Annotated in this window: 7 protein-coding genes; 2 read left to right on the forward strand and 5 right to left on the reverse strand. The window is 67.3% G+C overall.

What is annotated here, in order from left to right:
* Positions 1-32 precede the first annotated feature (32 nt).
* Both J2X46_RS20095 and J2X46_RS20100 read right to left on the reverse strand, forming a co-directional pair.
* Positions 33-344, reverse strand: a complete 312-nt coding sequence (locus J2X46_RS20095; RefSeq protein WP_310253719.1) for a PLD nuclease N-terminal domain-containing protein — start codon at positions 342-344, stop codon at positions 33-35.
* A gap of 239 nt (positions 345-583) precedes the next feature.
* Positions 584-2161: a LuxR C-terminal-related transcriptional regulator gene (locus J2X46_RS20100; RefSeq protein WP_310253720.1), complete on the reverse strand. Its 1578-nt coding sequence runs from the start codon at positions 2159-2161 to the stop codon at positions 584-586.
* A 269-nt stretch (positions 2162-2430) separates the two neighbouring features.
* Between J2X46_RS20100 and J2X46_RS20105 the strand changes: the two genes are divergently transcribed.
* Positions 2431-2724, forward strand: a complete 294-nt coding sequence (locus J2X46_RS20105) for a hypothetical protein (protein ID WP_310253722.1) — start codon at positions 2431-2433, stop codon at positions 2722-2724.
* 194 nt (positions 2725-2918) lie between these two features.
* Here the strand turns inward: J2X46_RS20105 and J2X46_RS20110 are convergent, their stop codons facing one another.
* Together J2X46_RS20110 and J2X46_RS20115 are read right to left on the reverse strand one after the other, a co-directional pair.
* Positions 2919-8891 (reverse strand): DUF5979 domain-containing protein, encoded by a 5973-nt coding sequence (locus J2X46_RS20110; protein ID WP_310253724.1) that lies wholly within the window; start codon positions 8889-8891, stop codon positions 2919-2921.
* A 542-nt stretch (positions 8892-9433) separates the two neighbouring features.
* A complete protein-coding gene (locus tag J2X46_RS20115) occupies positions 9434-11797 on the reverse strand; it encodes a LuxR C-terminal-related transcriptional regulator (RefSeq protein ID WP_310253726.1) in 2364 nt (787 codons plus the stop codon).
* Between the two features lie 153 nt (positions 11798-11950).
* On the opposite strand from J2X46_RS20115, the gene J2X46_RS20120 reads away from it, so the two are divergent.
* Complete coding sequence (locus J2X46_RS20120) at positions 11951-12904, forward strand: AraC family transcriptional regulator (RefSeq protein ID WP_310253728.1); 954 nt, start codon at positions 11951-11953, stop codon at positions 12902-12904.
* Between the two features lie 192 nt (positions 12905-13096).
* On the opposite strand, the gene J2X46_RS20125 is transcribed toward J2X46_RS20120, so the two are convergent.
* A complete protein-coding gene (locus tag J2X46_RS20125; RefSeq protein ID WP_310253729.1) occupies positions 13097-13867 on the reverse strand; it encodes an SOS response-associated peptidase in 771 nt (256 codons plus the stop codon).
* Positions 13868-13956 lie beyond the last annotated feature (89 nt).

Genomic DNA, 13956 nt, shown 5'->3' on the forward strand with positions numbered 1-13956 from the left:
GCGGCCGCGGGGGCGGGTGGTGTCTGTTCTGGTCAGTCGATGAGGGCCGCCTTCGCGGTGGCGAACTCGGCGTCGCTCAGGTCCCCGGCCCGGTGGAGGTCAGCGAGGTGTTGGAGCTGGGCAGGCAGGTCAGCCGATCGGCCCGGCGCAGCCTGGCTGGAGGTCTGGCCATCGGCGGTGACGACTGCGTGGTTGCCGTTGACGACGAGGTAGACGAGCGCTCCCAAGATGGGGAGCAGGAAGATGACGATCACCCAGAGAGCTCTCGACCAGCCGGGCAACGAGGAGTTGACGATGATATGGAAGAGCGCCGAGATCCACAGCAGCGTCACCGGGATTACCACGATCGCGATCCACACTGCATGCCAGAACCAGTTCATTTCGAGACTCCGTATTCGTGAAGGGATGGCCGCCGCACCTCGTCGGTTGAAGTGCGGCGATGTCTGGGCCGAGGGTCCGGGTCAGTCGCGTACCCCGGTGAGCCACGGGGCGGGTGGTTGGCCCGCGGGGCCACTCCCCGTGCGAACGGGCTCTGCTGGATCGCCGACGGCTCGTCTCCAACCGTTGATGCGGACGCGCGGCTTCATTCGATCAACCCGAGCTCATAGCCCTTGGCGATGGCCTCCGGCAACGATGCGACTCCGAGCTTGCGGTAGATCGAACGCACCTGTGTCTTGATGGTGTTACGCGAGACGTACTGGCGGCGCGCGGCCTCTTCGAACGTCAGGCCCTGGGACAGCACCGTCAGCACTTGCCACTCCCGGGTAGAGAGCAGAGTGCGGGTGAGCTTGGGAGTCGGGAACGGTCGCGTGCGCGCAGTCCTCAACCGCTCCAGAACGGGTGCGAGTCCGTCCAGGCTCTGCACAGGGGCCGGTACCTCTGGATCCAGCGACGCCCAGGGTGTGGTCATGCCGTCGGCTTGACCCATCGCGAGCGCCCGACCCAGCAGTGCTGCCACTTCGTCGGAGTGTCCCAGGCGGTGGCGAGCATTCGCCGCGAGGATGAGGCCCTCCATCCTGGCGTAGAGCCACGGATGCACCGTATGAAGAATGGGAGCTAGCTCGGCCAAGGCCTCCCACGGCTCGTCGCGGGAGAGCTGAAGCCGGGCTCGGTTGACTTGCAGCATCGGGTGCCGGAGCGACGTTGCAGCCAGAGTCTGTGCAGCCTCTTCAGGCTGGCCGAGCGCCAACAGAAGGCGTACTTCACACGCGGTGATGACCGTCGCGGCCAGGCTGTCGCCGCTCAGCGGGGTGATCCTCTCGCGGCGGTCCTCGCGTATGTTGCTGAGAACGGCTGCCGGTTCCCCCCATGCCAGCGCCCAACGGGTCTCGACCAGCCGTCCGCCGAACCAGAACTCGTCCGCCGAGGTCTCCGCGCCGATGCCTGTCACGGGAAATTGGATGCTCGTTGGATCGAGTGCTTCGACCCGGGCCAGGGCCGCGCTGCTCTTCAGCGTGGACTCAGCCAGGTCGTGGAGCCAACCGGTGCGACGTGGGAGCGGGTCGGCGGTCTCGACGAGGCCACGGGCGCTGTGCATGTGTCCGGTGACCGCGGCGATAAAGGCCAGCTTGCCGAGGACATCGCGGCGCTGCCCCACACTGATCGACTCCTGCACGGGGCTGCTGATGCGGGTCAGGCAGCGTCGAGCGTGGTGGACCTCGCCTGCGAGCAGGTGACACGACCCGGCTTGCTCGAAGTAGACCCGGAACTCGGCCGCGGGAAGCTGGATCTCATGGCCCATTGCCCGCTCTGCCCGTGCCTCGCTCGCCAAGGCCGTCCTCGAGGCCGCCGCGACCTCGCCGCGTAGTCGGGTGTCGATCATCTGCAACGTGGCGTCGGCCAGCCCTAGCTCGGTGTGCGGGCGAGTGTCAGCGGGGATCTCTCGGCCGGGGCAGATGATCCGGCTCAGGGTTCGGGCCCGGGGATAGGAGACGAAGGCATCCTCTGGCACGTCTCCCAGAGCGTTCTGGATCTCCTCGAACCCGTACTTGAGCAGGAGCCGCCAATGCTTCTCGGCCAGCTCGAGTACCTCATACCATTGCTGATGCCAGTGCGCGGTTCCGAGCTGTGTCAATGCCTCATCGGCTGCAACCTGCTCCCCCGCACTCACGGTAGAGCGGGGATCTGCCCCTGACGGTCCGTTCTGGTCCTGGGAACTCATCCTTGGGGCCGACCGTTGGCGGGCCTCAGTCGCTCGAGGTCTCCGGATGGTCTCGCAGCGTCCTCGTTCACGACCCTGCCCACAGGGCTGCTGCACCGACGCTCGATGGCCGGCCGAGGCCGGTGTTCGGGGTTGGTCGTCGCTTGGGTCACAGTCACTCTTCGTTTGTGTGCTCTCCGGGAGGGCCGCCTCGTCGTCGCCAGCCGTCATCGCCCGCCTCGCCCTGGTGGCCGGCTGTCTGAAACGGCGGACTGCGTCCGGCCGATTCGATGCTGCTGGTGGTGGACCAGGGCATGGATGAGGGCGCTGGCCTGGTAGAACTCCTGGGGTTCTGGGAGAAGGCCCTCGACTCGCCACCTCCGGAACTCGCGGGGCTCGACCTCGGCGATGAACATGAACTCCATCGCACTGATCTGCTCGTCGCCGCCGCGGCTCCGAATCGCTTCGCTGGTGACGTGCAGGCAGGCTGCGACCTCGTCGACGGGATATCCCAGGCGAAGTGTCCCGGCGATCAGCGAGCGGGTGAGCCTAAAGGCCCAGCGTCGCGCGCTGCCCTCGGTTGAACGTTCCTGCGCCTGGGCCCGAGTCAACGCCCGGGCCAGCCGATTCGGCAGGCCAGGTGGCTGCGGGCGCCGAGGGGCGAGGCGGGACACCTGGCCCCGTCCCGTCTCGCCCGGCGAACACATAGCGCTGCCTCTCACGTTCCCTCAGCGGACCGAGTCGACCAGTGGATCGGATCGATCGGATCTGATGCGTCTCAACGCAGTCGCCTCCTTGACACCAAGGTCAGCGCACCGCCCAGGCCGACCAGCAGCAGTGCTCCGGCCAGGAGCATCGGCGAGAACGGCGCGCCGGTGTCTGGGAGGTTAGTGTCGTCGTCCTGGGTTCCCTTACCTCCCACGGCCGGCTCTTTCTTGAAGGTGTTGGTCACGTGAATGGCGGCAGTGCCGTCCACGGCTACATGTCCCTTCCGAGCGCCCTGGGAGTTGAGGTAGCCGACCCTTGCCTCGTCGGGGACCTGAACTTCCTCCACGGTGCAGTCGGCCCCGAGCGAAACAGCGATGGTGCGCGACCCGCCACCCTTGAGCGTGAACGCTGCATCAGCGGTTGGCAGCTTCACTGGACCCTGCCCGGTGGTGCAAGCCAACTCGAACGAGTAGGGGCCGGGACCACCGTTGACGACCTTCTTGCTCACCGTCAGCTCACCCGCGTCGAAGGTGTTGACCACCGAGATGGATGACGCGACGCCCTGCCCGACCGCGACCGCGTCGGCCTGGGAGCCGTGGTCGATGGCCACCGTCGTGGCGCCACCGGTCTCGGTCTCGACCGCCCAGCACTGTGCACCGACCGGCAGGTCGGCGATCGTCACGGTCTGGCCTGCCCTCACCTGGTGCTCCTGGGCGGTCAGGATCGGCGTCGGCTGCGCGCCGCCCTGGTCCAGGACGCAGCTGACCTGGACCGTGAACGCCCGGTCGCCGACGAAGCCGCTCGCTCTGCCGTCGACGATTTTGGTGATCTGCAGGGGCGCGGCCTCGAAGGTGTTGGTGGCCGCGATCGTCATCGCCTGTGCCTGAGCTGGGTCGTCCTGGACAGTCGCCACCACCGCGTTGTCGAAGCTGTCGTGGTCCACGACGGCGGAGGTGGCGCCGCCGGTGTTGGTCTCCTCACCGAAGCAGTGGGTGCCGACGGGCAGCTTGACGACCTCGCCATCGGCGCCGGTGAGCGCCTCGATGCTCTGACCGCCCTTGATGTCGACGGGCGCGGAGAACACGGTTGTCCGTACGGGATCACCGTTCTGGTCGGTGGTCTCGAGCTGGCAGGTCACCTGGACGGTGAAGGTCGCACCGGTGGCGTAGTCGGCCTCGGCGGCGGTGCCCGTCAGCGTCTTGGTGAGCCCGATGGTGGCGGCCGAGAACTGGTTCGCCTCGTCACCGGTGAACCCGGCAGTGACGTTCTGGTTCGGCTCGATGGTGACGGTGACCGGGTCAGGGGTGTCGTCGGCGCCGCCGTTGTCGGTCTCGGTGACCGCACAGACCGCACCCGCCGGTAGACCGGTCAGCGGGTCGGAGGTGAACGTCGTCTGGTCGCCGTCGCCCTCGGGGATGGTGATCGACTCGACGACGGCGTGGTCGACGCCGTTGAAGGCGCAGTCGACGCTGAAGGTGAACGGGCCCTGGGCGAGCTCGGGGGTGCCGGCGCCGGTGGTCTCCTTGTTGACCACGACTCCGCCGGCGTCGTACCGGTTGGTGACGGTGATGTCCTGGGCCTGGCCGGTCTGCGTGGTGACCTCGCCCGAGCCGTCCTGGCCGGTGGCGCCGGCGGGGTCGTAGATCACGACGCTCGCACCGCCGGAGTCGGTCTCGAGCACCGAGCACTGCGAGCCGGACGGAACGCTGGCCTGGAAGACGCCCCGGTCGGGGTGCAACCTGATGTGCTTGGGGTCGAATCCGTCGATGGGCGTGCCGTTGAAGGTGCAGGTCAGGTCGACGTCGAACGCGTCCGGTGCGTACTGCTTGGCATCACCGGTGACCTGCTTGTCGAGCGCGACGACTGTCATCGGGAAGTCGTTGGTGATCACCGCGGTCTGCACCGAGGTCTCCTCGGTCCCCGGTGTGATGGTGACCTGGACGGGACTGTCGGCGTCGTGGTCGGACGTGCCGCCGCGCGCGTCGGTCTCCCACACCTCGCAGTCCGCGCCGGCGGGCAGGCTAGGCACCGTGATCGGCTGGTCGGCCGAGACCTGGTAGGTCTCATCCAACACGACCTGAGGGTCGTGGCCGATGGGCTCGATGGTGCAGGTGACCCGGAACGGGAAGGTCTCACCGTCCAGTGGCAGGTTGGAGGGGTTCTCTCCGATCTGCTTCTCCAGCCGCAGGTCGCCGTAGGCCAGGGCGACACCGACCTGGATCGGCTCGGTGGGCGGCAGGACGTGCGGTGCGCCGTTGCGGTCGGTGGTCTCGGCGTGGGCGTAGGAGTTCCAGGCGATGGTCGGGTCACTCACCTTGGTCACGTCCAACGGCGTGTCCATCGCGAAGGTGATGTCGACGTCCTCGCCGGGCGCGAGTCCGGGGTCGAAGCTCAACTCCATCTCGGCGGCGACGACCTCGGGCCCGAAGTCTGCATTCCATGCGGACTCGGGGCACTGGGTTGCGTCGGATCCGACCCCGCCCATGGCCAGGTCGTCGGTGCAGATCGGCTCTGACGTGGTGTAGCGGGTGGTGAGCGTGCCTGGGCCGCTCAGCGAGGGCCGGGAGGCCAGGGTGGGCCGCTGGTCCCACTCGGTGCCGCGGTCGGCGTCCACGATCACGCCCTGGTCGCCCTGAACGGGGAACCGGTCGATGATCCGCATGTTGGTGCCCGACTCGGTGCCGGAGTTCTGGACCCGCAGGAGGTATTTGTACTGGTCCCCGGGGTTGACCAGCGCGATGCACGGGTAGGCGGTGTACTCGCGGCCGGCCGCATCGGTGGTCGAGGCACACGAGGCGTCGCCGACGGGCACCGCTGCGTGGTCGCGGGTGTTGTACCAGCCCAGGTCGGGGTTGCCGGCCACCCACTTGCGGGCGTTGAACGCGGCCCCCGCCTGCGCGGTCAGCGCGGCGTCATCCGTGCAGTAGAGGCCCTCACCGAACGGACCGTCCTTGTCGGAGCCCGAATCAGCACTGCAGGTCAGGTCCGGTGCCGTCGAGGTCGCGCCCATGGTGTTGCTGATCTCGTCGCCGGCAAGGACACCAGCCTCGAGGCTGACGTGGATCTCGATCGTCAACGTAGCGCCGGGTGCGAGCACCCAGGGGTTCCCGTCGGCATCCTTGCTGAAGTCCCAGGCCAGGCCGCTGACGCGCTCGCCGGTGTTGGTCGTGGAGAAGACCGGCGAGGGAACCGGTGGTGTCCCGTCGGGGACCCGGGTGTCGATGACGGTGAAGGGTTGACCGTCATCGCCCACGAAGGTCTCGTCGAAGGCGATGCCGCGCGGCAGGGCGTCCTTGACGACCAGGTTCGGGATGTTCGCGGTGCCGGAGTTGGTGACCCTGAGCAGGAACGGCGCGTCCTCACCGGGGGCGATGGCGCTGTCCGGCGTCTTGCTCACCGAGAGCTGCGGGGAGCCTTCGGTCAGCTCCAGGGTGGCGTCGTTGGGGTCGATCTGTTTCGGGTCGTCGGGGTCTTGGGCCTGGGTCAGGAACTCACCTGTGACGGTGTTCTCCAGGTGCGCCGGCACCGGTCCGCCGTTGCTGCGCAGCGTCTCGCGCGGACTGATCTGGAAGACCAGCTGTCCTTGGCAATCGGCGCCGTCGGCACACGGCACGATGACATAGCCGTCGTTGTTGGTGTTGGTCGAGGAGAACCTCGCCCGGATCCCCTGTACGTCGCCGGGGTCGACCCCGGCTGGCAGGGCGCCCTCGGGCGCCGGCGTACCGTCAATCCAGGCGCCGTCGACGAAGGCGTCGATCTGGACCTGGTTCGCCCCGGCCGGCATGGTGACCGAGCCGATCTTGACGAAGTCGACGGCGTCGAAGAAGTCGGCGTCGTTGTCGCTGACTTCCAGCATGCTCGCCGAGAGGTTGCCGTCGTTGCGGACCTGGAGTGTCACATCGGCGAACTGTTGCGGGAGTCCGGGTACGAACTCGGGCAGCGTGCCTGGTGCGATGTTCTTGTTGAGCGAGGCGGAGTCGTCGACCGGGGCCGTCTCGATCTGCGGCGCGCAGGCCGGGTCGCCCTGGCCGAGGTCGGATGAGGGGGTGAAGCAGTTGAGGATGTCGACGCCGTCGGGGACTCCTTCGCGGCGTTCGGTGACCAGGTTCAGGGTCACCTTCTTGTCGGGTGTCAGCGCACCGTCGACGGTGGCCCGGATGCCCTTGGCCCGGGTCAGGAGGGCTGTGTCGGCGGCGTCGTAAGCGACCCAGGTGCCGCCGCCGGTGTTGGGGTCGAAGACCTCGAGGTCGACCTCAGGTACGTCGGCGGGCTTGGTGACGCTCGCCGAGATGATCTGCAGCGAGTCGAACGGGTTGGGGAAGTTCGGGTCCGGCTTGCCGTCCGGTCCGGTACGGGGGTCGGTGATCTGCGCACCCGGCAACGGCTTGTTGCCGTTGTTGGCCAGGGTGAGGGTGAACGGGATCGGCTGGCCCGGCGGTACGTCGGTCTGGCCGACCGTCTTGACGCCCTCCCCACTGGTGCGTGGCTCTTGGATGCTCAGGTCCTTGCAGGCGGTGCCGCTCGCGGTTCCGGTGCCGTCGACCCGGCCTGCGGAGCCCTCGAAGCCGGCACAGTTCGCGATGCCCGGGCTGGAGCCGTCGGGCAGATCCTCGGCAGTGACCTCGTCGGTCAGCGTGCCGTGCAGGTCGAGACTGGAGGTGGAGCCCTCGGTGATGGCCGGCTCGCCGTCAGCGTCGACACCGGTGTAGGTGACCTCCACCTTGGCGACCTGGGTACCGGCCTTGGCGACGTCGGCCGTGGCGTTCTCGGTGAACTGCTTGGTCGTGCTGGTGCCGTCGGCATAGGTGACGGTGAGTGTGGCGTCGGTGGCACCGGCCGGGAACCTGACCCGGACCTTGTCGATGTCGAGCTTCTCGAACTCGGTGGCCGAGTTGGCGTCGGGCTCGGTGATGGTCAGCGTCTTGATCGGGAACGGGGAGTTGTTCTTCACATCGATCGTGGTGCTGACCGGGGAGTTCTCGCCCAGGACCGCGTACTCGCCAGTGTCCTGTCCGAAGTTGCCATTGGTGTCGGGGAAGAACTTCTTGGTGCCGTTGAGCAGGAGTGTGTCGGGCAGGATGTCGTAGCCCTTGCAGGCATCGGCGCCCTCAACATCACCCTTCTGCTCTTCGACGGCAGCGGGGGTGGCGCAGTTGTTGACCGTCTGCTTGTCGGTCGGGCGCAGGGGGCTGCCATCGGAGCGGTGGGTGTCGCGCAGCTTCATCCCTAGTTCGACCTCGCCACCGGTGGCGTCGTAGGGCAGCACGGCGCCGCTGCTGTCGGTGAAGATGACCTGGACGCCGGTGACGTCACCCGCCGAGACGCCGGCGGGCAGCGCCAGGGTGCCGGGTGCCGAGATGGTCGCCCCCGTGTGGCTGTCCCCGTCGGGGGTGGTGACCACCAGCTGGGCCGAGTCCGCTCCGGAGGGGAACTGCGTGACCTCGACACGAGTCAGGTCGAAGTTCTCGAATGTCGCCTCGTCGTCGTCGGTGATCGAGAGCTGGGTGACCTGTGCCGAGGACGAGGAGCCGTTGCGGACTCCCAGGGTGATCGTCGACTCCTCACCCGTGCCGGCGATAGCCGAGCCGTCACTCCAGGTCTTGGTCGCCACCGGCGTGACCTTGAGTGGCACCGAGACCGTCACGTCACTCGTGCTGTCCTTCGGGTCCGCATTGTCGGCATCCGCAGTGGCCGTGTTGGAGATCGTCGTTCCATCCGGCACCTGGGAGTCAGCGGGCAGCCGCATCCCGAGCTCGAGGTTGACCGTCTCGCCGGCTCGTAGGCCCGCCGCTCCCACCGGCTCCTGCAACGGCTCGATGAAGACGATGGTGAGCTGACGGGTTGCCTCGTCGTAGGTGACCGTCCGGGTCGAGGTCGACTGCGGCAGGCTGGTCACATCCAGGCCCTCAGGAAGCGTGTCGGTCACGGTGAGGTTCACGCAGTCGACCGTCAGGCCCGAGCACTGCACCGTCAGCTGGTAGCGGAACTCACCACCCGGCTCCAGGGGCTGGTCGCCCAAGTCGTTGGACTTGGTGATCCCCACCGAGCTCTCCGGATCGGCGGCAGTCGCCGGCGTGGTCACACCAACCCAGCCGATCGACATCAGCACCAACGCCAACGCCAAGACGATTCGCGTGCGAACGCCGAACACGTGCATGAGACTCCTCACCAGATCCCGCCGATAACCAAGCCAGTGCGGCAGGAACCGATGCCCGACCCGACGGGGAATCGGGAACTGCGCCATGCGTGATGGCGAGCTTCCGAGAGGTGATCCAATCGAGAAGGTCCGTAGACGCGGAACCTGGCTTGGGGTGAAACGTGGGGTGATAACCCCGGGTTGCGTATTGCCTCGACGCTGCCCGACGTGCGACGCTCGCTCACCCCGTACTCCCCCACTGACTCGTTCGAGGCGCGTTCAGTCCAAGGCTGAACTGAAGCTCGCCTAGCGGTAGATGACCAGTCGTCGCCGGACCGAACCAGGCGATGTCCCGATGTGGGTGTTGTGGATGTCCCGATTCCGCACGAAGCGGCCGATGAGGACCCGGCCTCGATGGACCGCCCAGATGAACCTGTTCCGGACGTGACCTACTCGCTGGTGAGCTGCTCGGGGTTGCGCCTGGCCCAGGCGGTCAGTTGGGCCCGGGAGTTGAGCCCGACTTTGACCAGCACGCGTTGGAGGTGACCCTCGGCGGTCCGGGTCGTGACAACGAGCCTCGTGGCGATCTGTCTGTTGCTCAGTCCTTCAGCAACCAGTGCAACAACTTGACGTTCGCGCGGGGTCAGCAGTGGCCTCTGGCCCGCCGAGCCGTGTCGGGCTCGATGCGAGGAGCCCGATGGGGGCGTGGCTGCCGCGTCGCCGGCAACGGCATCAGCCAGAGAAAGGCTCGCGCCGGCGGCGATGGCCTCATCGAAGCGGCTCTCCCCCAACGCGGCGCGTGCCAACGGCTCCCAAACGCTACGGGGTCCGGGGATGGGGGGATATGACGGGTACTCCACGCCCGGGACGCCTCCGGAGTGGCGCCACACCACCCTGGCGGCACCGAACAGCTCGACGCCTCGGGAGAAGTCGCCCCGTGCGGCAGCTACCGCCCCGAGCGTCTCCAGCGCCCAAGCAACACCGACCAGGTCGCCGAGCTCACGCTTGAGCCGCAGCGCATGCGCCGCGAACTCTTCAGCTTGTTCGACATCACCACGCTCGAGGGCCATCATGCCCAGCGCCAGCAGGTTCAACGAGCATTCGTATCGCTCGCCGCTTTCGCGCCCGACGTGGAGCATCTGCTCGATGATCCGCGTCGCGTTGTCGTGGTCGCCGACTCGGGTGTAGGCGCGGGCCAGGCTGCCTTGGCTTCCCGCGCGACCGATCAGCTCCGGAACCCGGCCGAGGACCTCGAGTGACCGCTTGTAGGCGGCGATGGTTGCGACGTCGTCGCCTGCGACTTCGGCGAGTGCGCTGTCCACGGCCGCGACCGCCACCAGATCGCCCACCATCATCGCCTGCTCGCGAGCCTCACGCATCTGAGCGACCCCTCGGTCGACCTCACCCATCGCCGAAGTCAGGTGGCCACGCAGAACCATCGCTTGAGCCCGCAGCGGCGTGGGCGTACTGGTGGCATCCAGCACGCGGTTCAGCCACCCGTGAAGCTCGGCCTGTCTGCCCCAAGCCGCCCAGACGAACCGCCACGCCGGCACGATCAGCCCGAGAGCAGCATCCTCCTCACCGGGCTCGCAGAGACAGAACTCCAAGGCGGTCCGCAGGTTGTGCTGCTCGAACTGCAGCCGCGCAAGCCATTGGCGTTGTCGCGGGCCGATCCAGTCCCGTTCACACTCCAAGAGCAGCTGGAGGTAGAAGTCCCGCAGGCGCCTCGTTGTCGCCGCGACCTCTCCTCGGCGCTGCAGTGACTCCCGCCCGAACTCGCGGATCGTGTCCAGCATCGAATACCAGGACCGGCCCTCCGACTGGTGGCGTATGACCACCGACTTGGCCACCAACGTCTGAAGCAGGTCGAGGACCGGAGCAGCGCCATTGGCCGATCCGACAAACTCGGCTGCGTCCAGCTCGAAGCCGCCCGCGAACACAGCCAGGCGGGCCCACAGGTCCTGCTCCTCGGCCGTGCACAGCTGGTAGCTCCACTCAATGGAGGCTCGCAAGGTCTGGTGACGGTCCGGCCGACCTCGTTGGCCGCCTGTCAGTAGGGCATAGGGGTCTGCCAAGCGCTCGACCAACTGTCCAGGTGACAACACGACGCTGCGGGCGGCCGCCAACTCGATCGCCAAGGGAATGCCCTCAAGGCGACGACACACCTCCCCGATCGCTGCGAGGTCAGCCGCCTCGAGATGATCGTGGGGAGCCACGGCCATCATCCGGTCGAGGAAGAGACGCACCGACTCGACGTCACGCAGTGAGTCCAGCGCCGAGATGCTGACCGGTGTGAGGAGGTCGCCGGACGGGATATCGAGGGCCATGAGTGGGAACACGGCCTCTGCTTCGACCATGAGCCGCTCCCGGCTGGTCGCCAACACCACCGCTGCGGGACACAAGGTCACCAGCTCCGTGACGAACGCAGCGACCGCTTCCACCACGTGCTCGCAGTTGTCGACGACGAGCAGGCACCGTCGATCACCCAGATACGCGGCAACCGCGGCCGCTGAGGCGCCCCGTGGGGAGGTGATGCCCAGCGACGCCGAGACTGCGCTCGGAACCAGCGCGGGATCTGACACGCCCGAAAGGTCAATGAACCAGACCGCATCATCGAAGGCCCGGCGAAGGTTGAATGCCGTGCGGGTGGCAAGTCGGGTCTTGCCGACACCGGCACTGCCGCAAATCGTGACCAGACGTGACTGTCCCAGGAGGCGACGGACCTCCAGCAGCTCGGCCCGGCGACCGACAAAGCTCGTCAGGTCAGTGGGAAGGCTCGCCCCTGCCGCCTGATAGGTCTCACCCTCGCCCACTATTCGACTCCTTGTGGCCCAACACGACCCGAACTCACATGACCGCTGGTTGCGATCCGCCCGCACCAGCGCGAGGTCGCGCCCCGATGAGGTAACACCTAGGTAGTCCTACGCCGCCCGGGCGTAGGACCCGGCCACCAAGATAGCGTTCCTGTGGCCGGACTACGCAGCCTCGATACGCGGGCAATCGATCCCGCGCGCCGACGTGAAGCCTTCGAACGCTTCGTCGGCGAGGCGACGCACGGCGCCGTTTGGCCGAGCTTTCCCGGGACCTCCCCCGGCGGCCACATCAGCGTGTCCACGGCACTCTCCGGCGCCCGCAGTGGGCTGATCTACTCGCGCACTGCCGATCCCTGCACCTACCAGGTGGCGGCGGCCCCACACGCACGACCGCACGTCGTGTGGGTCGCCAGTGGCAGCGAGGTCACGATCGGCGACAACACGGAGCGCTTCGCGCACAACGAGCTCATACCCATCGTCTCCACCACACCTGTCGAGCTTCGAACAGCAATACGATCATGGATCCTCATACTCCGCCCCCACGCGGACGACATGAGGATGGATCGTCGTGAGCTCGAGCACCTGTCCCGCGAACCACTCACCCCCGGCCATTGGCAATACGCCGTGCTCCACGCCACAGCCCTCAGCCTGCACCGCGGACGCCACCTTGCCATCGCCTCCCACCTCGGAGGCGGCATCGATCGGTTCCTGGCATCCACCGCTGAGCTACTCCTGCACGCCAACAGCCGAGCGATGCGTTCCAGCCGGGACCACGCATCGAAAGAACGGCGTGCCGTTGCACTCCAACTCATCGAGCAACGATTCCACGAGCCTGACCTGACACCAGCCTCGATCGCGGCTGACTTGGGCCTCTCGGTGCGGCAACTCAACCGCGCCTTCACCGGAACAGTCAGCATCACGACCACGATCACCCGCAAACGCTTAGAACACGCCCGCAGCCTCCTCCAAGACCCCACCCTTGCCGCGACACGCATCAGCCAGATAGCCATCAGATCCGGCTACTCCTCAGCGACCACCTTCACTCGCGCATACAAGCGGCGGTACGGGCTGACACCCACCGAGGAGCGAACCGTCGCCAGCTCGTAAGCCGCCCGCGTACCAGTCCGGCGTCGAGGGACTCGACCCGAGGCTCCAGGACGCACTCCCCTGTCGAGCCCCCAAGGTAGGGCGCGAGCCGACCGATCGACCATGTCCACACGTACTGGGCCCAGAGCCGGCAGCCACGACACTTCTCACACGGACTCTTCTGACACGCGGATGTGGAGCGCGAGCAGCAGGTCAGGCAGCGCGCCGCAACTGCACCACGGGCTCGGCCTCCGACAGCGGCACGATCAGCTCGGGCCCCTCGTTGCCCACCTTGTTGACACGCGTCGAGACCTCCCTGACGCCCAACAGCGGAGGCTGGACCCGCGCCATGACAGGCGCGATCTCGTCGGGGTCCTTCATCCGTGGGTCAAGCCATGCGTCGATCCGGTCATCAGGGATAACGAACGGCGTGCGGTCGTGCACCTCGCCAGCGGGGCCGGTCGCTGCACAGGTGATGATCGTTGCTGACCACAACCACCGATCGGGCGCGTCCTCCGGCTTGGACGGGTCCGGCCAGAACTCGTAGAGGCCGGCGAACGAGAGTGGGCCCGTGTTGGCGGCGGGGTGTAGCCAGAACGGTTGCTTGTACTTACGGCCGGCCTCGTCGATGCGCTGGACCCATTCGTAGTAGCCGTCGGCGGGGATGATGCAGCGCCGCTGCTGGAAGGCCTTGCGGAACATCGGCTTCTGGCCAAGGGTCTCGATTCGGGCGTTGATCGCGCGAGTTCCGATTGATGGATCCCGGCTCCAGCTCGGGACCAGGCCCCATCGGACATCGTGCAGCTCGCGCCTGGTTTCGCCGGGGTTCTCGGGATCGGTCCTGTCGAGTACCGCGTAGATCTGGTCGGTTGGAGCGACGTTGTAACGCTCCCCCAGGTCGTGGGCCTTCGCGCCATCGCTCGGAACATCGTAGAGGTGAGCGAGCTCGCCCGGTGTGGTTCGAGAGGCATAGCGGCCGCACATGCTGCTCACGCTACCTGGCAGCCATCCAGACGGCCGCGGATCGCGGTCGACCCAGCACCCCCGGTTTGCCCGTGACCCGTCACGCCCTC

Source organism: Nocardioides sp. BE266, assembly GCF_031457855.1.
In the GTDB taxonomy this organism is placed as follows: Bacteria; Actinomycetota; Actinomycetes; order Propionibacteriales; family Nocardioidaceae; genus Nocardioides.

Excerpts from the sequence above, each read along its gene's own strand:
- J2X46_RS20125 (WP_310253729.1), bottom strand. The coding sequence starts at position 13,867 with ATGTGCGGCCGCTATGCCTCTCGAACCACACCGGGCGAGCTCGCTCAC.
- J2X46_RS20100 (WP_310253720.1), bottom strand. The coding sequence starts at position 2,161 with ATGAGTTCCCAGGACCAGAACGGACCGTCAGGGGCAGATCCCCGCTCT.
- J2X46_RS20105 (WP_310253722.1), top strand. The coding sequence starts at position 2,431 with ATGCTGCTGGTGGTGGACCAGGGCATGGATGAGGGCGCTGGCCTGGTA.